This is a genomic window from Laceyella tengchongensis, from assembly GCF_900182735.1.
GTDB classification, from domain to species: Bacteria; Bacillota; Bacilli; order Thermoactinomycetales; family Thermoactinomycetaceae; genus Laceyella; species Laceyella tengchongensis.
Map to the genome: position 1 here is coordinate 616,756 of NZ_FXTU01000002.1, position 19,883 is coordinate 636,638.

At 54.2% G+C, this 19,883-nt stretch carries 25 protein-coding genes; 7 read left to right on the forward strand and 18 right to left on the reverse strand.

The genetic code is table 11. The annotated features are described in order from the left end of the window. The first annotated feature begins 82 nt into the window (after positions 1–82). Entirely contained in the window at positions 83–487 is a 405-nt protein-coding gene (locus tag QQZ12_RS06680) for a DUF3054 domain-containing protein (RefSeq protein WP_102993178.1), read from the forward strand. Between the two features lie 16 nt (positions 488–503). On the opposite strand, the gene cbiB is transcribed toward QQZ12_RS06680, so the two are convergent. The 6 genes from cbiB to cobD are packed head-to-tail and all read right to left on the reverse strand — an operon-like array spanning position 504 to position 5,195. Beyond that, positions 504–1,478: an adenosylcobinamide-phosphate synthase CbiB gene (cbiB, locus tag QQZ12_RS06685; protein WP_102993179.1), complete on the reverse strand. Its 975-nt coding sequence runs from the start codon at positions 1,476–1,478 to the stop codon at positions 504–506. Between the two features lie 5 nt (positions 1,479–1,483). Then, complete coding sequence (locus QQZ12_RS06690) at positions 1,484–2,173, reverse strand: adenosylcobinamide amidohydrolase (RefSeq protein WP_102993180.1); 690 nt, start codon at positions 2,171–2,173, stop codon at positions 1,484–1,486. Positions 2,174–2,178: 5 nt separating this feature from the next. After that, complete coding sequence (locus QQZ12_RS06695; RefSeq protein ID WP_102993181.1) at positions 2,179–2,784, reverse strand: histidine phosphatase family protein; 606 nt, start codon at positions 2,782–2,784, stop codon at positions 2,179–2,181. Continuing rightward, positions 2,781–3,527: an adenosylcobinamide-GDP ribazoletransferase gene (gene cobS / locus QQZ12_RS06700; protein ID WP_102993182.1), complete on the reverse strand. Its 747-nt coding sequence runs from the start codon at positions 3,525–3,527 to the stop codon at positions 2,781–2,783. The genes QQZ12_RS06695 and cobS overlap by 4 nt, the downstream gene beginning before the upstream one ends. Then, positions 3,524–4,072, reverse strand: coding sequence for a bifunctional adenosylcobinamide kinase/adenosylcobinamide-phosphate guanylyltransferase (cobU, locus tag QQZ12_RS06705; protein ID WP_181352786.1), 549 nt, complete (start codon positions 4,070–4,072; stop codon positions 3,524–3,526). The genes cobS and cobU overlap by 4 nt, the downstream gene beginning before the upstream one ends. 10 nt (positions 4,073–4,082) lie before the next feature. Next, entirely contained in the window at positions 4,083–5,195 is a 1,113-nt protein-coding gene (cobD, locus tag QQZ12_RS06710; protein WP_284724135.1) for a threonine-phosphate decarboxylase CobD, read from the reverse strand. A 232-nt stretch (positions 5,196–5,427) separates the two neighbouring features. On the opposite strand from cobD, the gene QQZ12_RS06715 reads away from it, so the two are divergent. Then, positions 5,428–5,844, forward strand: coding sequence for a hypothetical protein (locus QQZ12_RS06715; protein WP_102993185.1), 417 nt, complete (start codon positions 5,428–5,430; stop codon positions 5,842–5,844). Here the strand turns inward: QQZ12_RS06715 and cobT are convergent. From cobT to QQZ12_RS06730, 3 genes are all read right to left on the reverse strand, one after another. Beyond that, a complete protein-coding gene (gene cobT, locus QQZ12_RS06720; RefSeq protein WP_102993895.1) occupies positions 5,794–6,873 on the reverse strand; it encodes a nicotinate-nucleotide--dimethylbenzimidazole phosphoribosyltransferase in 1,080 nt (359 codons plus the stop codon). The two genes, QQZ12_RS06715 and cobT, sit on opposite strands and share 51 nt — an antisense overlap. Positions 6,874–6,898: 25 nt before the next feature. Next, a complete protein-coding gene (locus QQZ12_RS06725) occupies positions 6,899–7,693 on the reverse strand; it encodes an inositol monophosphatase family protein (protein ID WP_223247968.1) in 795 nt (264 codons plus the stop codon). A gap of 210 nt (positions 7,694–7,903) precedes the next feature. After that, positions 7,904–8,095 carry a YqgQ family protein gene (locus QQZ12_RS06730; RefSeq protein ID WP_102993896.1) on the reverse strand — a complete coding sequence of 64 codons (192 nt, stop codon included), beginning with the start codon at positions 8,093–8,095 and terminating at the stop codon, positions 7,904–7,906. Between the two features lie 57 nt (positions 8,096–8,152). Here QQZ12_RS06730 and QQZ12_RS06735 point away from each other — a divergent pair, with 57 nt between their 5' ends. Next, a complete protein-coding gene (locus QQZ12_RS06735; protein ID WP_102993187.1) occupies positions 8,153–8,533 on the forward strand; it encodes a hypothetical protein in 381 nt (126 codons plus the stop codon). Between the two features lie 52 nt (positions 8,534–8,585). Here the strand turns inward: QQZ12_RS06735 and QQZ12_RS06740 are convergent, their stop codons facing one another. Continuing rightward, on the reverse strand, positions 8,586–9,158 hold the full coding sequence (locus QQZ12_RS06740; protein ID WP_284724136.1) for a biotin transporter BioY: 573 nt from the start codon (positions 9,156–9,158) through the stop codon (positions 8,586–8,588). A 232-nt stretch (positions 9,159–9,390) separates the two neighbouring features. On the opposite strand from QQZ12_RS06740, the gene QQZ12_RS06745 reads away from it, so the two are divergent. Next, positions 9,391–10,107 (forward strand): S1C family serine protease, encoded by a 717-nt coding sequence (locus QQZ12_RS06745; protein WP_284724137.1) that lies wholly within the window; start codon positions 9,391–9,393, stop codon positions 10,105–10,107. An 84-nt stretch (positions 10,108–10,191) separates the two neighbouring features. On the opposite strand, the gene sat is transcribed toward QQZ12_RS06745, so the two are convergent. From sat to QQZ12_RS06770, 5 genes are all read right to left on the reverse strand, one after another. After that, complete coding sequence (gene sat, locus QQZ12_RS06750) at positions 10,192–11,352, reverse strand: sulfate adenylyltransferase (protein WP_102993189.1); 1,161 nt, start codon at positions 11,350–11,352, stop codon at positions 10,192–10,194. A 14-nt stretch (positions 11,353–11,366) separates the two neighbouring features. After that, on the reverse strand, positions 11,367–12,167 hold the full coding sequence (locus QQZ12_RS06755) for a sulfite exporter TauE/SafE family protein (protein WP_102993190.1): 801 nt from the start codon (positions 12,165–12,167) through the stop codon (positions 11,367–11,369). Then, positions 12,113–12,841, reverse strand: a complete 729-nt coding sequence (locus QQZ12_RS06760) for a phosphoadenylyl-sulfate reductase (protein ID WP_102993191.1) — start codon at positions 12,839–12,841, stop codon at positions 12,113–12,115. Before QQZ12_RS06760 ends, QQZ12_RS06755 begins: the two co-directional genes overlap by 55 nt. 67 nt (positions 12,842–12,908) lie before the next feature. Next, positions 12,909–13,130, reverse strand: a complete 222-nt coding sequence (locus QQZ12_RS06765; protein WP_102993192.1) for a DUF3906 family protein — start codon at positions 13,128–13,130, stop codon at positions 12,909–12,911. Then, the gene (locus QQZ12_RS06770; RefSeq protein ID WP_102993193.1) at positions 13,127–14,755 is read right to left on the reverse strand and encodes a nitrite/sulfite reductase; all 1,629 of its coding nucleotides are present in this window, start codon (positions 14,753–14,755) and stop codon (positions 13,127–13,129) included. Before QQZ12_RS06770 ends, QQZ12_RS06765 begins: the two co-directional genes overlap by 4 nt. 429 nt (positions 14,756–15,184) lie before the next feature. On the opposite strand from QQZ12_RS06770, the gene QQZ12_RS06775 reads away from it, so the two are divergent. After that, positions 15,185–15,628 carry a YtoQ family protein gene (locus QQZ12_RS06775; protein WP_102993194.1) on the forward strand — a complete coding sequence of 148 codons (444 nt, stop codon included), beginning with the start codon at positions 15,185–15,187 and terminating at the stop codon, positions 15,626–15,628. A 95-nt stretch (positions 15,629–15,723) separates the two neighbouring features. Here QQZ12_RS06775 and QQZ12_RS06780 read toward each other — a convergent pair whose 3' ends face one another. The 3 genes from QQZ12_RS06780 to QQZ12_RS06790 all read right to left on the reverse strand — a co-directional run bounded on the left by QQZ12_RS06780 (position 15,724) and on the right by QQZ12_RS06790 (position 18,152). Beyond that, on the reverse strand, positions 15,724–16,023 hold the full coding sequence (locus QQZ12_RS06780) for a spore coat protein GerQ (protein ID WP_022736918.1): 300 nt from the start codon (positions 16,021–16,023) through the stop codon (positions 15,724–15,726). A 12-nt stretch (positions 16,024–16,035) separates the two neighbouring features. Beyond that, positions 16,036–16,464, reverse strand: coding sequence for a cell wall hydrolase (locus tag QQZ12_RS06785; RefSeq protein ID WP_102993195.1), 429 nt, complete (start codon positions 16,462–16,464; stop codon positions 16,036–16,038). Between the two features lie 83 nt (positions 16,465–16,547). After that, positions 16,548–18,152: an amidohydrolase gene (locus tag QQZ12_RS06790; protein WP_284724138.1), complete on the reverse strand. Its 1,605-nt coding sequence runs from the start codon at positions 18,150–18,152 to the stop codon at positions 16,548–16,550. 116 nt (positions 18,153–18,268) lie between these two features. Between QQZ12_RS06790 and QQZ12_RS06795 the strand changes: the two genes are divergently transcribed. Together QQZ12_RS06795 and QQZ12_RS06800 are read left to right on the forward strand one after the other, a co-directional pair. Further along, the gene (locus tag QQZ12_RS06795) at positions 18,269–19,498 is read left to right on the forward strand and encodes a DNA polymerase IV (protein ID WP_102993197.1); all 1,230 of its coding nucleotides are present in this window, start codon (positions 18,269–18,271) and stop codon (positions 19,496–19,498) included. Beyond that, positions 19,495–19,851 (forward strand): YolD-like family protein, encoded by a 357-nt coding sequence (locus tag QQZ12_RS06800; protein ID WP_102993198.1) that lies wholly within the window; start codon positions 19,495–19,497, stop codon positions 19,849–19,851. Before QQZ12_RS06795 ends, QQZ12_RS06800 begins: the two co-directional genes overlap by 4 nt. Positions 19,852–19,883: the final 32 nt, after the last annotated feature.

A 19,883-nucleotide genomic window follows, 5' to 3' on the forward strand; every position in this document is an offset into this window, starting at 1 on the left:
CCTGTGATTGAGTGTGCCCCTGTACCGAATCAAAGATTTCTATTATTCTATAGACAGTATTTTCCCGATTGGAGTGAAGAACATGCGCCAATGTTATAAGTTATTGGCATCTCTTCTGCTTGGAGATAGCTTCTTGTTTATCTATTTTTCATGGCAAGGGCGCGTCACTCACCAGATGCCGTTGGATGTGCCGTCGGTATTGGCTACGGCCGCTCCCTTCCTCATCGCCTGGTTCATGGTCGCATTCTCTATGGGGCTTTATCGCGCTCCGCATCGCCAACCGCTACTGTCGGGTTGGCTCCAGTTGTGCGGCGCGGTTCTGATCAGCACTTGCTTGGGAACCGCGCTCAGGGCTTGGCATCTGAATCGTCCTTTCGACTGGCTGTTTCTATGCATCACCGCCCTCTTCATGTTGGCCGCTTTCTCGCTATGGCGGCTGGGATGGTGCTGGGTTGTCCGGCGCTGGCTGGCTACGTCCTCCAACTAACGAAGTCAATAAAGAGCTAAACCAATGCACTGACCCCGATCAGGATGGCTACCCACACCCCGGTCGCCCACCACATCACGCGCACTGTTTGCAACAGATGCTTGGCCTGGCGCGGTTCGATCGGGTCTCCCAGCCGCGCCCGTTCTGACAGGCGCCCATGGTAAACATTTACCCCACCCAATTGGATATGGAGTGCTCCCGCAACTAATGACTCGGGTATTCCGCTGTTGGGGCTGGGATGAAGATGGGCATCGCGGCGGTAAGTGCGCCAAGCCTGTCTGACATCTAAGCGCATGATCCAAAACACCAATAGCAAGACCCCAATTGTCAGGCGGGCGGGGATAAAGTTGCACAAGTCATCCAGGCGGGCCGAAGCTGTCCCCAGATGAAGATAACGCTCAGAGCGGTAACCCACCATCGCATCCAGCGTATTCACCGCCCGATACGCCATCGCCAGAGGCGCCCCCCCGATAGCCGCAAAAAACAGCGGCGCCACGACGGCGTCGACCAGATTTTCGGCGACGGTTTCCACCCCCCCGCGCACCACCTCTCCTTCATCCAACCCTTCCGTTTGCCTGCCGACGACCATCGCCAGCTGGCGCCTCGCTTCCTCCAGTTCCTGCTTGTTAAGCGCGCGGTATATGTTCAACCCTGCTTCAGCCAATCCTCGGGGCGCAATCGCCAGCCAAATCATCATCGCTTCCAGCATCCCTCCAGCCAGCGGTTGCCAACCATAGGCCAGATGCACCAATCCCGCGCTAACCGCCCAGACTCCACCCACGACCACGATAGGGAAACTGAGCCCCAGCCAACGAATGGGGACACGATGCGTCTCATTAGACCACCCTCTCTTCTCCAGCCACCGGCCAATCCCCCGGTCCATCCAGGAAATCACTTTTCCCATCCCCACTACTGGGTGGGGTAGCCATCGCGGATCTCCGCACATCACATCTAGCAGGCAGGCGAACAATATGATTAAACCCCAATCCATCTTCCTCACCGCTTTCTGCGCCGTTCGTTTTCCACCGCTTCTGTTACTCCCGCATACACCGTCCGCGCAATCGCTTGCCCAAGCGGACTCAGGGTGCCGGCATACGGATGAATGACCCCATCCTGGATGTTCCCCGTGGCGGCGATAACCACTGCGTCGGTCGTCGTCCCTGTCGCCACCAGCCCTTTGGAATCTGTCACTCCCAAATCAGCTAAAGCCGCTGCTTTCGCTTCTGTGGCCGTGATCACCCCGCCCACCAGCGCGGCTGGAGCGACGGCCCCCTCAATCAACAACAAGATATTGATTGTACCAGGCATACCAAAAGAGGGCTCCCTAAACGTGGGCCCCTTCTGCCCGGCTCGTGCTGCATTCCCGATCCCAGCCGTCACCCATGTCCTCAATCCAAATGTCGGTGCCTCCACTGTTTGTTCGCTGCCCAACGTCAAATCAGCCGCGGTCAGCAATACGACTGTTCCTTCTCGCGGTATGCCCCGCGCGGCCAACCATTCGTTGATCTCCTTCGTGGGGTCAAGCGCGTCATATTGCTTATCTACATGGCGATTGATAATGCGCACTGCATGTTGCACACCTCCGCCAACCACCGCACTACTCAGGCAAGTGAGGGGTTTTGCTGCGACCAGCTGAATCATTTCCGCGTCCCATTGCACTGTCAGCCGGCTTTCCTGTGGTAACATCCCACTCACTCCTCCCGTTCTTCCCCAAACTTCCTCACGACTTGCCACTCCGTTCCAATACGTTCTACCAGCCAGCCTTGACCCGTCTGCAACTCCGGCTCCCAAAAAGACTCCCAATCGCGGCGAATCATCCGCGCCCAAAACCATCGCATCGGCCCACCATGTGTCACAACGCAAACTGTCTCTCCACGATGCCGCTTGATCGCCTGCCGAACCCATGCCATCAAGCGCTGGTCTAGGTCTCGCAGGGTTTCACCGTCTGGAGGAGCATGAAAAAAAGGGTTTTCCAGCCATTTGCCTACATGTTCGGGATTAGTACCCATCAGTTCTTCATAGGTTCGCCCTTCCCAAGCGCCAAATGAGCACTCGCGCAATGCCGGCGTGAAACGGATGGAAAGAGACGGGTGAGCCTCTTTGATGGCTTGCGCTGTTTCGGCGCATCGCTGCAGATCGCTGGCATAGATGGCATCCAGCTTCAAATCCGCCAATTGGCTGGACAGCTGCAACGCTTGCTTCTTTCCAACCTCCGTCAACGGTTCATCCAGTTGTCCGCAGTACCTTTTGTCGCGATTAGCTTTCGTTTCCCCGTGCCGAATCCAAACCCATTTCATGCCAGTTTCACCCCCAACGTAAAAAAGAGCAATGCGGCGATTTCAGCCCCTTCAATCAAAGCCCCGTATATGTCGCCCGTGCAACCTCCCAACCGGCGAACCGCCGTTTTGCCGAGGTACCAGGTCAAAACACACACAATGCCCAACAAGACGACGCCTTCCCACTCCCACCACCAGATCAGGGGGAGAATGGTGAAAAAACTGGCCGCATTCATGCGCCGCAAAGTTAAGGATTCTTTCAAGCCGCTTCCCAATCCTTGCGCTTGGGCATAAGGAAACACGAAGATTGCCACAACGGCCGCAAAGCGCGCGAGCATTACCGAACTAGCCCAAGCAAAAGCTCCGTTCCAGACATGGTACTGTAAGAGATAATACAATGTGGCCGTTTTCAACAACAGAGCGAGAACGCCGGCTAACACTCCCATCGCTCCGACACGCGGATCTTTCATGATTTGGCGTGTGCGCTCGGGATCACGATTGGCCCCAAACCCATCGGCGGTATCCATCAGGCCATCCAAATGTAATCCGCCAGTGAGATAAACCAAACATCCCACATCTAGTACCGCACGCACCATCTGCGGGAACCATCGGGCCACTAGCCAATCGAAACAGACCAACAACAAACCCAATAGCGCCCCCACCACGGGATACCACATCGGACTGGTCCGATGATCTCCCAACAGCCATCGCCGCGGCATGGGCAATCGGGTCAAAAACGCAACTGCATGTGCAAAACCGCTCATCCTTTCACTCTCCACGGCACACCAGATACGACAAACCACACTTCATCCGCCCGTAGTGCCACTTCCTGATTCACCCAGCCAAGCGCATCTTGGAAACACCGGCCAATCGGATGCATCGACACACCGCCTAAACCTACCTCATCGGTCACGATCACCGCATCTCGCGCCGCCAGACGGTCAAGCCAGGCATGCACATGCGATTCTACCTGCGCCAGCCTCCGGGAGCGCCAACGCGAAGGGTCTTCCCCTTCCGCGAGAGGTTCGCTCATTAACAGATTGCTGACCCAAGCCGTAAGGCTGTCAACCAACAGTACGCTACCCGTGGGGATCTCTGTGATCACTCCCACCAAATCAAACGCTTCCTCCTTCACTTCCCACTCTTTGGGCCGTTGCCGCTGATGGGCTATCACACGTGCCTTCATCTCATCGTCCACCACTTGGCTTGTTGCCAAATAGACGACCGGTTTCCCCTCTTTCACACACAACGATTCGGCGAAACGGCTTTTGCCAGAACGCACGCCGCCCGTTACCAATCGAATTCCCATCGTTTCCTCCTCAATCCATGCATGACCGCAAAACAGCGAGCAGCCGGTCATTCTCTTCCGGTCTTTTGATGGCAATACGGAAATAATCATCCCCCAATGCTGGATAATTGGCACAACTCCGGATCAGGACACCTTGGCTGGCGCAGGCGTGTTGAAGTTGCCGCGCGTCAATCTTGCCGCCGTTGACCCTTCCCAACAGATAGTTGGCTTCGCTTGGGAAAAACGCCATTTCCGAAAACTGAGCCAATTCTCCAACCATCCGCGCGCGCTCTGGCTCAAGCCAGTTACGCACCGCCAACGCGTGCGCACGATACACTTCCGGGCACATCACCTCTTCTCCCGCAATCTGCGCCAAGCCATTCACATTCCATGGCGTCCGCATCAAGCGCAACCGCGCGGCGACTTCAGGGACGGCCACCGCATATCCCAACCGCAGGCCGGGCAAAGCGAAGAATTTCGTCAAAGAGCGCAACACAATCACCTGTGGATGGGCAGAAATCAACCGCACCGCTGAACGTTCTTCACCATCGGCCACGAAATCGAGAAACGCCTCATCCACAATCAACCAAGTCTGCCACCGCTTCGCCCCTGCCGCCATCTGCTCCATTAGTCCGGCGGGGAGCAGATGGCCAGTGGGATTGTTCGGCGTCCCTACAAAGAGCGCATCCACTTCCTTCATCAATGCCTCCACCGCAGACGGCTCCGGCAGAAAACCTTCTTCCCAGCAAGTATGAATGGAATGCACGGGTATTCCCCGCTTTGTGGCACTGTCCGCATATTCGGCAAAAGCGGGCTGAATCACGCCGACCTTCTGTGGCGACAAGGCCTGCACCAACAAATCGATGAGTTCAGCCGCTCCATTACCCACGATCACCCCCTCGGCATCCATTTCGTGAAACTGGGCAATCATCCGCCGTAGCACGCGAGCGTCCGGATCGGGATAACGACTTAACACAGGGACCCCAGGCTCTCTGAGCGCCTGATTTAAAACATCCAACACACTGGACGGAGGGCCGTAAGGATATATGTTTGAACTGAAATCGAGCCATGCATTTTCTTCGATTGAGAACATCGCTTGGGCTGTGGCCAGATCCCCGCCGTGCCCAAAACGTTCGATCATCATCTCTGTCCTTCCCTTCTCTTTTCCCTTCGTTAACCCCTTTTTAACCTTGCGGTGACCTTTTCAAAGTCTGCCATTTCATCATAACACGCCAGACAGGCACGCTCAGCCCCATTTGTAAAAAAGCGCACTCTCACCATGGAAAGAATGCGCTTTTTTATAAAACCTCTTTAAAATGACGCTTGTCTTCGAATAAGATCAACAAAGACACCTTTTCATCGTCAGGAGAATGCCTATGGCTGACAATGTGCATTTTCGTTCACGTTTCTTCACCAAAGAAGAAATTCGTGAAAAAGAAGATTGGTTAAACGAACATTTCAACCGCGGCTATGCCATTGCCACCCTCACCGAGTTGGAAACGGGTTATTTCGCCCATTTGATCCACGATCCTGCCCACCGCCTGCTCACCCGCGCCCGCTTCTTTCATCGGGGCATGGAAGAAAGCATGGATGCGTGGCTCACCTCTAAACACGAGGATGAATGGCGACATGACATCCATGCGGTAAATGACGGATACTGGGTCGTGATCTATCGGCAAAATCCCGCCATCACACTTCCCGCCTCCAAGCTGTTGCTGATACAATGCGTGGAGTTATGGTGGCTATGGTTGATTGGCACCCTGTTCTTCGCCTTGCTCTATTTCACCAAGTGACGGGTTTGGTTCTGGCAAACCCAGATCAGCGAAGGTAGCCATTTCCCTGGCCAATCCCACAGCTGAATCAAACAGCGGTAAGCTGAGCGTTGCACCGCTTGCTTCTCCCAACCGCATTCCGGCCGCAATGAGTGGCTCCAAACCCAACTCTTGCAACAGCACGGCATGAGCGGGTTCCACCGACAAATGGGAAGCAAACAACACGTCTTTGACCATCGGTTCTAATCTTACGGCAACGAGGGCGGCGGCGGTGGAAATCAAACCATCCATCACCGCTGGCAGTCCCTCTTGCGCCGCCCCCAAATAGCACCCTACCATGCCCGCAATTTCCAAGCCACCCAGTTGGGCCAACACTTCGAGCGGACGACTAGGGTCGGGGCGATGAGTGGCAAGCGCCTGTTTGATCGCCTGTTGCTTTTTAGACAAGCTTTCGTCGGAAACCCCCGTGCCGCGGCCAGTCAGGCGCTCCACCTCCAACCCGGTGAGCGCCGCGGTCAAAGCTGCCCCCGAAGTCGTATTGCCGATGCCCATCTCACCAACAGCCAGCAGGCGCGTTCCTTCTGCCTTCAATTGGCGAACTACGTCCAGCCCGGCCTGAATGGCTTGCTCCGCTTCATTCAGGCTCATCGCCGGAGCAACCGTGAAATTAGCAGTGCCCTTGCGCACCCGTCTGTCCACTACAGGAATTGGCACTTCATCCAACAAACTCCCGACATCAATCACTCTCACTTCTGCTCCATGCTGGCGAGCTAGCACATTGACCGCGGCTTTCCCTTTGGCGAAATTATGTATCATCAATCCAGTCACGGCCTGCGGATAGGCACTCACCCCTTCTTCCGCGATGCCATGATCCCCGCACATGATGACAATCGCTTTTTGACCGATATCAGGATGCAATTGTCCAGTGATGCCGGCTAGCCTAACATAGATTTGTTCCAACGCACCCAAGCTACCCAACGGCTTGGTCAAATTGTCCACATGCCGCTTTGCTTGTCTCTGAACCTCTTCATGCAGTCGTTTGTGATTCATCTGACGCACCACGATGCCCCCCCTTTTATGTTCGCACCAGCTTGATGATCTCTGTCAACCGCTCGGGATGACAGGCGATCAGGGAAGCGTCGGGATCGATGCCGTCAAACGCTTTGCCCTCATAATCGACGGTGACGGCTCCCGCTTCACGGGCTAGCAGCATTCCCGCATACATATCGACCCCACCGGAACGGTACACCACCATGGCGTCAATCTGCCCTTGTGCTAACAAACTCCAAGCGATCCCAGGCGCCCAGAGACGCAACACCCGCTTACACCGTTGTTCCAATACTTGGCGCAAAGCCAAAGAGCGTTCATCCCCCTGTACATGATGTCCCTGCACCCAGGCGACAGTAGGGCGCTTGAACGCTTGGGGTGCGATGGTTAGCTGTTTGCCGTTGACTGTTGCCCCTTCCCCTTTTACGGCAACATACAACCGTTCCAAATGCGAATCATAAATGACTCCCAACACGGGCTCATCGCGATAAAAACAGGTGATGCACACCGCATACACCGGCAAGCCGATCGCATAGTTGTTGGTACCGTCCAGCGGATCGATCATCCAGGACCAGTCGGGATCGTCCCCACCTTGCCAGCCAAACTCCTCGCCCAAGATGCGGTGACTTGGAAACCGCTTCTTAATGCCAGACACGATCCATTCTTCCGCTTGGCGGTCAATCTCCGTCACGATGTCACCGTATTCCCCTTTGGCTTCGATCTCCTTGTCGAGCAGAAAAGCTTCCTTCGCCAGTTTCCCAGCCGCAACCGCCAATTCTTCGGCGGCCGCGCGCGCCTCACGCACCACTCGTTGCCACTCCACTTGATCGCCTCCTGTCAACAAACCGCTCACGCCTGACGGCGTTGTATCCAGCATACTAGAGTAAATTTTCCCACTAGGGCGTGTCTGATGAATAGGCCAGCAGCTCCAAAACCATTTTCTCATTCGCTTCACTTGTACTTCGGCGCTCCTCGAGAAAAGGTTTTTCCGCTACTTCTTCCCCACCAACTTGATTTGCCAGGCACACCCTAGTCAAGCTTGGCGCTGTTGGCTACTTTTTACTATCATCACGGCCATCCGGTACGTGTCCGCGTCGATCATCCCATATGATTTCATTTCCCGCAATTCATCTAAGATTAACTCACAATCGCCGAGATGATCCCCGGTGTAAATGACGGTTCCGAATTGCTTCAATAGCTTGCACACATCCGCGAACGTCCGCATCAGATTCCCTCCCTTATGATACAATAGTTGCAACTCAATCATGAAAGGTGTGTCCCCATGTACCGATCATCATTCATTCCCATCAAACGATTAGCCGGTCAATTGATTTTGTCGCAACGTCACAACAATTGGGGAGCCACCTTGACAACCAAAGAGTTGATTTTTCAACGTCCCCATTTATCCTACCATATTTTTTTAGATGACATTTTGGGCCTTGTCCCCTATCCCCTGCCAACCAACCAGCGCGGAACCCACTCGGTGGTCGGCTGGCTTGAGCCCAATCGGCACCGCGATTTTTACAAGCTATCCGTCGCCCGCCTTCATCTGGTCAACCGCCAAGGCGCGTTCACCCAAGATACCGCGGACTTGATCATTCCCCTCAACAGCCGTTTTATCCATTTTTTGAGCCACGTGACCAACTTAACGCTGTTGCCATAATAAAAAGCCCCCCATGCCTGATGACGGAACGGGGGGGCTTTTAGTTATGGGATTATCTCTTCGACACGGGACGCAACGCGGGAACCGCGCGATACATCGCTTGCGCCGCAATGGCACCGACAACGGCTTTGGCGATGTCGCCAGGCAGGAAAATCAACAGGCTTGCGCTCAACGTGCCCATGGTGAGGGGAAGGTTCAAGTAAGTGACCACCCAAGCGAATCCGATCGCATGTACCACTGCGACGCCTCCGATCAAGTGGGCCAAGATGAGCTGCCATAAGGCGATCTGCCCATGCCGCCCCATCTTCTGAACCATCCAACCAATCACGCAAACGGCCAACAGCCAACTGAAGACATAACCTCCGGTCGGCCCGACCAACTTAGCCAGCCCGCCTGTTCCTCCCGCCATGACTGGCGCCCCGGCCGCGGCGAGGCCGATGAACACCGCCATGCTGATAGCGCCCCGCTTGGCGCCTAAGAGAGAGCCTGCCAACATGACTACCAATGGTTGCAAGGTGATGGGAACCGGTCCTATCGGAATCTGAAATTGTCCGCTCACTGCCAACAATGCCGTGAACAATGCAATCCATGTCATGTCACGCACGGTCTGCCTATTTTTGTCCATCTTGCAGTCTCCTTAATAATTGACTATAAAATCATTTTTAGATTATAGCGTTCCGTTTATATTGTCAACTAATTAGCCATTCTCTGTTTACAAATAAACCTCACTTTCCCTCTCCGTGTGCCATCCCCACGCCAATTGATTCGCTGGTTTCCGGGCAGGCGCCTTGTCAGCGCGCAGGCGCGGAACATAAGATATCCCATCCAGGTCAACAAGTGCTGAGGAGTGACCTTCTTTGAACCATGACAATCCGCGTGCGTACACGCACAAATTTCGACTTGCTGCCCATCACCCCGCCAATCTCTTTGTATCCGTCGCCCGCCGTATCAAAAGCGGTGTCGTAGCGATCGAAACCATGGAGGAGCAAAGAGGCCTCTCCCTGCAAAGCGCGGTCTTGGGCATGCTGTTTCCCGAACTCGCCAAGCCGGTCAACCGGTCGCGCCAATTCGGTTCGGGTTTCATCATCCATCCGTCCGGTTATGTCTTGACCAATCAGCATGTGATCGAACGCACGTCGGAAATCCGGGTCAAAGTGGACGGAGTCAAGCGTACCTTGCCCGCCACTGTGGTTTGGTCCCACCCGGACAAGGACATTGCTGTATTGAAAATTCAACCACCGCGGCCCTTAAAGTCGCTTACTTTGGGATCTTCCGAAGCGACCCAAGTGGGAGAATGGGTGCTAGCCATGGGCAATCCGATGGGCCTGGAACAAAGCGTCACCGTCGGGGTGATCAGCGGCAAAAATCGTCCCCTCCACATTAATGACTTGCACTATGACAACGTCATTCAGACCGATGCCGCTATCAATCCCGGCAATAGCGGTGGGCCATTGGTCAACATCTTGGGCGAAGTGATCGGCATCAACACCCTGATTATTTTTCCCTCACAGAGCTTGGGGTTTGCGATCCCCATTGAAGATGTGTTGGCCGACATCCGGCGTTTCTTGCCGTGACCGCAAATGCGACAAACCACCTCGGCATATGCCGGGTGGTTTGCGTTTGTCTTCCAATTGATTTCGTTGTTCGGATTTGCTTGTTCAAGCGTTTTTCATGCCGTCAATCAACACCCGAACCACTTCTGGACGGGAAAACTCCGGCGGCGGCATCGTTCCCTCGCGCAACATCTGTCTTACTTTTGTTCCCGACAGGATCACATGGTCTTCTTTACCGTGCGGGCATGTTTTGTATGAAGCCATCCCTGCGCACTTCTTGCAATAAAAGCTGTGTTCAAAAAACAGGGGTGTGATTCCCAATTCGTCGGGGGTAAACCGGCTAAAGATTTTTTGCGCATCATACGTGCCGTAATAATCGCCTACCCCCGCATGGTCGCGGCCGACGATGAAGTGGGTACAACCGTAGTTTTTGCGAGCCATCGCATGGAAGATGGCCTCACGCGGCCCGGCGTAACGCATGGCTGCTGGAAATACCCCCAACATCACCCGGTCGCGCGGGTAGTAGTGTTCCAAAATCACTTCATAACTTTTTAGTCTCACATCGGCAGGGATGTCATCCGACTTCGTCTGTCCTACCAGCGGATGCAAAAAGAGGCCATCCACCGTTTCCAACGCCGCTTTTTGAATGTATTCATGCGCCCGGTGCACGGGGTTGCGCGTCTGAAAGCCGACAACCTTCCGCCAGCCCCGCTCTTCGAACATTTTTCTCGTATCGGCGGGGTCATACGCATACTTCGCAAAAATGCCTTGATCCAATCTCTCCAAGAGCGTGATTTCCCCGCCTAGGTACACGTTTGACTGCGCGGTTAACCGGGCAACCCCTGGATGGTTGCGATCCACGGTCTGATACACTTTGCTCGCTTCCAGCTCCGAATCCACTCGGTACACACTTTCCACGCGTACCACAGCCACAAGCGCTCCTGTTTCCGTCTCAAGGGACACATACTCTGCTCGCTTGACTTCTGCCACTTTCTCTTCAGGAATAGGCAAGGTAATAGGAATGCTCCATACCGTGCCATCAGCAAGCCGCATCTCGTCCCGAACGGACTGATAATCCCGCTCATTGAGAAATCCCGTCAGCGGGGAAAACACGCCCGTTGCTAAGCAATGCAAGTCAGACAACGTCACTGCGCCGACCGATATGGAGGGAAACGCCGCCGCCCTTTCTAACCATTTCTCTTTTTCTGCTCCTGTTGCAACACGTTGCACCAATCGTCCTCCGTGAGGGGCGATCAATTCTGCCATGCTTTCGTCTCCCTTCACACCATCTTGATTCCTGTAACAAACAACACAACGATAATGCCAATGCGTAGGGCCCGGTCGGGAACGCGGAGAGTCAATCTCCCCCCGAGCAAAATCCCGGGAACCGAACCCAAAAGCAGCCAAGCTACAAACTCCACGTTCACATGACCGAATGAAGCATGCATCGCACCCGCGCTCAAGGTGAGAAAAAAGGCATGAACCACATCGGTCCCCACCAATTTCGCTGCCGCGAGTGACGTGCTGGAAAGCAAGATCGCCATAAACAGCGTCCCGCTGCCAACCGATGTCAGGCCCACCAATAAACCACCCAAGAAGCCTACCCATCCCAGCGGAACCTTGTTGATCCACTCACTTGGGCGTTCCGTTTTGCCCGTCATTTTGATCAACATGAACAGTGATACAAAGATAAACGTCAACCCTAGGAACTGGCCCAACACCTGCTCAATATCTAAATTGGCAAACCGCTTCAACGCTTGGATCGTCAGCACACCCAACAAACCGCCGGGAACGCTTCCTTTGGCCAGGCGCCGAACAATGCTCCAATCAACTGTCTTCTGGCGGAAATGCTGAAAGCTCCCCACCGCTTTGGTCACTGTTGCATATATCAAGTCCGTCCCCACTGCCATCGTCGGTGAAAAGCCATACAGCAAGATGAGAAGTGGTGTCATCAGAAGCCCGCCACCCATTCCCGTCAAGCCCACGAGCAAACCGACGATGAATCCAGTGAAGGAGACCGTCAACATTACTCGCTTTGCGGGACGTGCAACCCGCATTCCGTTTTTGCAGACCCGGCCCATCTGCCCGCGCGCGGATCTTCACCCGGTTTCACTTGCCGGGTACATGGCTGGCAACCGATGCTTGGATACTGTTGGTCGTGTAATGGGTTGTACGGAATATCATGGGCGAAGATATAGTTCCACACCTGTTTTTCCTTCCAAAAGGCCAAAGGATTCAATTTGACCATGCCAAAGGCTTGATCCCATTCAATCACTTCCGCATGCGCTCGAGTGGGCGACTGTTCGCGGCGGATGCCGGTGATCCACCCTTGATAGCCGGTCAGGAATTTTCTAAGCGGCTCCACCTTGCGCAATTTGCAGCACAAGTCGGGATCGCGTTTCCAAAGCTCATCTCCATAGCGCTCCTGTTGTTCTTCCAACGTCAGTGCCGGCGCAACGCGAATAAATTCTTTCTGGTAACGCTCGCTCAAGCGGTCGCGCACCTGATACGTCTCCGCAAAGTGCAAATCGGTGTCCAAATAAAAAATATCTAGTTCAGGATTCACCTTCAGCGCCATATCCACCAGCGCCACATCCTCATAACCGAAGCTACAAGCCAGTGTGATCGCTTTGACTCCAATCTCTTCCACGCCGAAACGGATGATTTCTTCCGGATGTTTCGTCCGCAACTCTTCCTGCAGGCTCTTCAACCGCGTTTCATCCAACACCGCATGTTGCAACAGCTGTTTTTCCATTTTCATTCCTCCTCACCCATTCCATATATGTCTGGTTGCACGGTTTGATCACATATCCGACCCATTTTCAGCCGTTGGACGGCAAGACATAACCAGAACCTGGGCGAACTCTCTTTTTCTCTTCCAGTGTCCATTCCCTCACATCTGGAGTTGCTATTAGATAACGCTCCAATTCCTTTTCCGCATGGGTGAAAGCTTGCTCGTCGCCGGTCGACAACACCACCACCGCATGGGTGTCGCCATCTTTAAGTTCAGCCTTCAACCGGTATAAGTACAATTCCTGGCTCATACTGACGGCACCACCCGTTCACAAATGCGATCCAGCTCCGCTTGGCACGCCTCTATGCCAACCCGCTCAATAAACTGTGTAAACCGTTCTCCGGCCTGTCTTTGTTCTTTATAGAACAGAACAAGCTCTTTCAACACCGGAGCCACATGCTCTTTGGCCACGCGCCCTTTGAGCGGAGTGTTGAACTTCCCTGCCCCGAACAGATGGCCTCCGACGGAGATTTGATAAGATTCGACCATCCCTTGGGCTGTTTTGCTTTTGCCGCCCATCAAGCCGATGTCGGCGATTTGCTGTTGCCCGCAGGAGTTGGGGCATCCATTGACGTGAATCCGGATCGGGGTGTCCAACTTCACATGCTCATCCAGATACCGCGCCACTTCTCGCATCAACTCTTTCGTCTCTGTGAGCGCCAAGTTGCAAAACTCATTGCCGGTGCAGGACACGGCATGGCCTTCAAACGGTTTTGGCGACGGGCTCAACCGCTTCAAGAGCGGCTCCTCGAGCATGGCGGCCACCTTCTCATCAGGCACATCGGAGATGATGATGTTCTGCGTGTTGACTGTGCGCAATGTGCCCGAGCCGTAACGATCAGCCAAATCAGCCAACGCTGCGAATTCTTCCGCCGAAGTCCGGCCGACCGGAATACTCAATCCCACATAGGAGAGGCCCGCTTGTTTTTGCGGATGCACTCCGGTGAAATATCCCGCATTCCAGCCAACTATCCGATCTTCCCCGCGCGTCGGATAGGTGCCGATCTCGCCGGACAACACCTCCAAAAACTTCTCCGGACCCCAGTCGGCGACCAAGAATTTCAGGCGGGAGCGGTGTCGTTTTTGTCGGTACCCATAATCGCGGAACACTTTGGTCACGCCCACGGCTACATCCACCACTTGCTCTGGTCGGACAAACATATCCAATTGTTGCGCCAAATGCGGACGGTTGGACAAGCCGCCGCCCACCCAAACATGGAATCCGACCACTTCTTCCCCGTCTAGTTCTTTGACTGCGGGAGTAAACGCAAGATCGTTGATCTGCGCATGGGCAGGATTATAAATGCTTGCCGAAACCGAAATTTTATACTTGCGCGGCAGGTTGGAAAACTCTTTGTTCAGCAAAAAAGTCTTCTCCAACTCAGCCACAATCGGCCGAGTATCAATCAATTCATTGGGATCGATGCCCGCCAGCGGATTGCCGATAATGGTCCGCGGGCAATCTCCGCACGCTTCATATGAATGGAGGCCGACTTCGCCTAAACGGTCGAACATCTCCGGCAGGTTTTCCACCCGCAACCAATGGTATTGAATGGCCTGCCGGGTGGTCACATCAATCAAGCCACGGCCGAACCGTTCAGAGAGCTCCGCGATGACTCTCGCTTGGCGGCTGTTTAATATGCCTGTGGGAATGCGAACCCGCATCATGAAGTAACCGTCGGATTTTGGGCGCTGTTGATATACGCCCGCCCATTTGAACAAGGAGAATTTCTCCTCCGGAATGGAGGCAAATCCCTGTTTGGCGTAAACTTCTCTAATCTCGTCAATGATGTCGAGCCCATCCTGTCTCAATTTCAATTGCTCTACTGAGTTTAGTTTGTCTGCTTGTTCAGCCCACTTCCATTCTACCGTCATGGCAGTCACTCCCTTTGCCCAATTTCCCCCGTGTTAACAGGCAACCCACGCTTTCCTCCAGCGTCTGCTCATGTAAAACAGGTATTCCATATACACTAACTCGGAATTAAGTACACTGCTTTAAGAATAAAATAGATAACTAATGCAGTCAATCATTTTTTATTCAATTCTTACATCATAACCCAAGTTAGATGATCGGATTTATTAAAGTTCGACCGAACCGCCTTGCCGATGCGATCCATTCATCTTCCGCTGTAGGAAGCTTTCTGTCATCATATGCTTTGCCAACCCTTCCTTTTCACTTGTTCCGATTCGCGGCAAACCCATTTATCGCAGAACGCTCATTTGATACACTTTAGTTTGTGGCCCACCCACATGGAGCCGCCATGTAAAACACATTCCCCCGTGGGGATCAAGGAGGCGTTTGCTATGGAATTGATCGTATATTTGGCTGGGCAGATTCACGATGATTGGCGGGAGCAATTGCGTCAAGGCGCGCAAGCCCGCAACCTCCCCATCCGCTTCAAAGGGCCGCAAGAAAACCATGATCTCTCCGATGAGATCGGCGAACGCATCAAAGGAACGCAACCAAACGCTGTGTATCGCGACCATGTCGCTTCAGAAGTGAATAACCTGCGCACACGGGTTTGGATGCAAAAAGCAGATATCGTGATCGCGCTATTCGGTGAAAAATACCGACAATGGAACACGGCAATGGATGCATCCATGGCTTTGGCTTTAAATAAGCCATTGATTCTCATTCGGCCAGAAAGTCTGCACCATCCACTCAAAGAACTCGCCCAACGCGCGCAACTGGTCGTCGAAACCCCTGAACAAGCCTTGGACGCCTTGGCTTATCTCTTCAAAGAGTAAAGGACTCCGCTTTTTTGGAGTCCTTTCATCCACAGCAAAAAAACCAGGCGCCCTTCTGCCCGGTTTCTATCTCTCCATTTCTGTCACGCAATCCCCTATGCATCCGCCAATCGCGCTGGTTGATCCTCAAACACCACATAATCCAAATTGATGTTTAAAAACATCATGTCCCGGCCAGAATTCTGTTCCCGGATCATGAAATAATCCCGACCCACTTGGCGCAACACCCCTGAGAATGTCACATCCCGCCACTGTTGGCTACCATCATAAGTCAAAAACACCGTGATTCGTCTTCCCACATTGGCTTGCATCAAATCTTCTGAAAACCGCCGTTCCTGCCGCCGCTGCGACACATTGGCATCCATGCCCATAACATATGGATAAGACCAGTACATCTCCACCGCCTCCTAAAAACTGAATACTTTGGGGCAATCCCTTTGGCTCGGTATATAAAAGCAATGGCTTTTATAACGCCCGGCGTTAACTTGGTTGAACCATCGGGCCGGGCATGCTCCTGGTGGCTCGAAAAACCACAAAGCGTACCGGCCCGGGATGAACCGTTGGCCGCGAATGACTTGTCGGGCCAGCCGGATGTCCAGTTGGCGCGCCGCTTGGTAGAAATAAGGCTTTTGCACTGCTTCAAACCCGCCCGGAGATTGAAACACCATATCCTGAACCGAGCGCAGCCCCTCAAAATCGAGACAATCGGCCAACACCCGGTTCACGCCCACATTGCCCACATTCAACATACCGAGTCTCCCGTCTCCCTCTGCTTCCGCCCGCATCAACCGGGCCAACAACTTGACATCTTTTTCCCGCGCGTTGATGATGGCCATACCATCCCCCCTGAGGTAAAAATATGTGGACCCCTGTCAAAAAAGAACATCAAATGTTTGGAAGCGGAGTCGACGGGTTCGGGTTATCTCCCATCGTATGCTATCTGTCCGTTCACCACTGTGCATACCGTCTTCGCTTCTATCCATTCCTCCGCTGGGCACTGCAAAAGATCGCGGTCGTACACGGTGAGATCGGCCCAGCGCCCAACAGCGATCACGCCCCTCTCCTTTTCCATGCCTTCAGCGTAAGCGCTTCCCTGCGTAAACAAGCGCAAAGCTGCAAGCGGTTGCAATTTCTGCTCAGGCAGATATCCAGGGTGCGTATCTGGATCTTCTAGGCGCCGCCGGGTTACCGCCGCGTGCATTCCCAAGAGCGGATGTAGGGGCTCGATTGGAGCATCACTTCCCGCCGCGCAGGGAATTCCCGTTTCGAGCAACGTTTTCCATGCATAGGCATAAGCAATCCGTTGTTCTCTCACCCGCTCTAACACCCATGGGAAGTCGCTCGCTACAAAACGCGGTTGAATGTCCACCACCACATCCAGTCGATGCAGGCGCGCAATCAGATCCGCCCGCAAAAATTGACCATGAATGAGGCGATGCCGTAGCTCTCCTGCCGGAGCGGGGACTTGCTCCATGGTCTCAATCACCCGGCGCGCCGCTTCATCACCAATCGCATGAACCGCGATGGGGCGCCCATAGGCGGCAGCACGGCGCGCCAAGTCCAGCAATTCCGCCTGCTCGTGGATCGCCACCCCAATTTGGCTCGGATCATCAGCATAAGGCGCCGACATCAACGCTGTCCTTCCGCCAATCGAACCGTCGGCAAAAATTTTTACCGCCCCCAAGCGTACCCACGGATTTGGCGCCAGCTCCGTTGGCTCCAGCTCATCGAGTTCAGCCAGATAAGGGTGATACAACAGATGATGCGTTCGAAACTTCACTCCCTCATCCACCAACTCGCGATAAATCCGCACCAACTCCCCAACATTTCCGATATACCGCAAATCTTCACTGTGTCCGCCAGTCAATCCACAAGCCAACGCCTGTTTCATCGCTTGGCGAATCGTCTCTTTCTTTTCGTGGTAAGACGGGGCGGGTTGCGCAGCATAGAAAGGCTGGGAAGCTTGTTCATACACCCATCCGTTCAGCCGTCCGTTTCCATCCCGCCCAAACACACCGCCTTCCGATGGCGCCGTTGCCTCTGTGATCCCCGCCGCCCGGTAAGCGGCCGAATTGACAAGATGGGCATGCAAACAGACCCGGGCCAAAAGCACGGGATGGTGGGGGCTGGCTTCATCCAACTCCTCCAGTGTCGGCGCGCCGCCCTGCAAACGGTTTCCATCCAACCCCATGCCCAGAATCCATTCACCCTCTTTGCTGGTTACCACCCGCCGTTTGATCGCCTGCAATAACTCCGCTTTGCTCCGACACGTGCCCAGATCCAGCCATCGCAACCGTTGCCCGACCCCTGACAAGTGGAGATGGCTATCGACGAATCCTGGATAAACATAGCCCCCTTGCAAGTCTACCTTGTTCACTTGCGCTCGGCCATGATCGAGCAAAAGCTGTTTCGTCTCCCCCACCGCCACAATCCGCCCCCGCTCCACAACCGCCGCTTCCGCCAACGGCTGGGACGGGTCCAACGTAGTGATCCGCCCGTGATAATAGATCGTTTTCCCGTTCATGCCAGTCCTCTCCCCTGTCCGATCTGATTGGAAACATTTTACGATATTACCCGAACATATATTTGCATATAATAAAAACAAACGAAAGCATACGTTCGCATAATGGAGTGACCCATATGGAATCAACGGTGCTTCTCATTGACATGCAATCTTTCTACGCCAGCATCGAAAAAGCCTTGCGACCCGAGTTGCAACATCGCCCTTTGGTCGTCTCGGGTGACCCAGAGCGGCGAAGTGGCGTCATCCTCGCCGCTTGCCCGCTCGCCAAATCCTATGGCATCCAAAACGCTATCACCTTGCGGGAAGCGGAAGAGCGTTGCCCCCACTTGATCGTGGTTCGGCCGCGAATGTCCCTTTACCTGCAAACCTCCCTGCGGATCACGGAGATTTTGGGCCAATTTAGCGATCGGGTTGAACCATATTCGATTGACGAGCAATTCATTTCCATCAGCGGTTGCCAAACGTTATTCGGCTCCCCGATGGAAACGGCCCGCAAAATCCAACAAGAGATCGCCATCCAACTCGGTCTATATGCCCGGATTGGCGTCGGCCCCAACAAAGTGCTCAGCAAAATGGCTTGCGACCACTTCGCCAAAAAGAACGAAAGCGGCCTATTTGAGCTGACCAAAGACAAGTTGGAAACCCATCTCTGGCCGTTGCCCGTTGAAAAAATGTTTGGTGTCGGCAAACGGATGGGACGCCACTTGCGCCGCATGGGAATCGCCACGATTGGCGACCTCGCCCGTTGCCCACTGGCTCGCCTGCGAAAACGGTGGGGGGTGAACGGGTATGTTCTGTGGATGACAGCCAACGGCATTGACCTATCACCCGTTCATCCCGACACGTTTCAGAAACAAAAAGCGATCGGGCACCAGATGACCTTGCCCCGTGACTATCACACCACGGAAGAAATCGGCGTCGTTTTATTGGAGTTGTGCGAGGAAGTGTGCCGGCGCGCGCGTCGGCAACGGCAAGTGGGGTGGACTGTCAGCGTCGGTTGCCGCGGAGCCGATTTCAACTTCCCCAGCGGCTTCCATCGGCAACGCACCATGCCGGAAGCGACCAATCACACGATGACTGTATTTAGCCATGCTCGGGAATTGTTCACCCGCTTTTGGGACGGCCAACCGATCCGCTCCATCGGTGTAAGCTTGAGCCAGCTGTCCGCCGATCGACCCATGCAACTCAGCTTGTTTGAGAACAATGATCAACAGCACCGTTTGGGCCATGTCATGGATGAAATCAACCAACGCTTCGGCCCCACTGCCATTTTGCGGGCCGCTTCGCTCACCCGCGCCGGGCAGGCTCTTGAACGGTCACAAAAAATAGGAGGGCATCACCGATGAGTGAATTTTTGAATCGCCACAACATGCTGTGGGAAGGCAGCCGCATGTTTCTCCCAGAACACCGTGCGGCGCTCTTGCAGCGCAAACAGGACGAGGAAGCGTTCATTCCCCCCCAGTTGGATGAAGACCAGCTCGTCGAGATGAATCGCCTGCTGATGGAGGCGGTGGATGGCGACTTCCCTCTGCTCGTCCGTTATGTGAACCGGCGCCGCCCCTGTGAATGGTGCGGCTTTGTGCAGAAGATCAATCCGCATGAGCGCTGGATTCGACTGGCCAATGGGCGGGAAACCACCACCATCCCCTTCTCCGACATCTACGGAATGGAAAAGGCTACGGACAGAGATGACGTATAAGGCCTTCCCGCCTTAGGCCATACGGGGCGGGG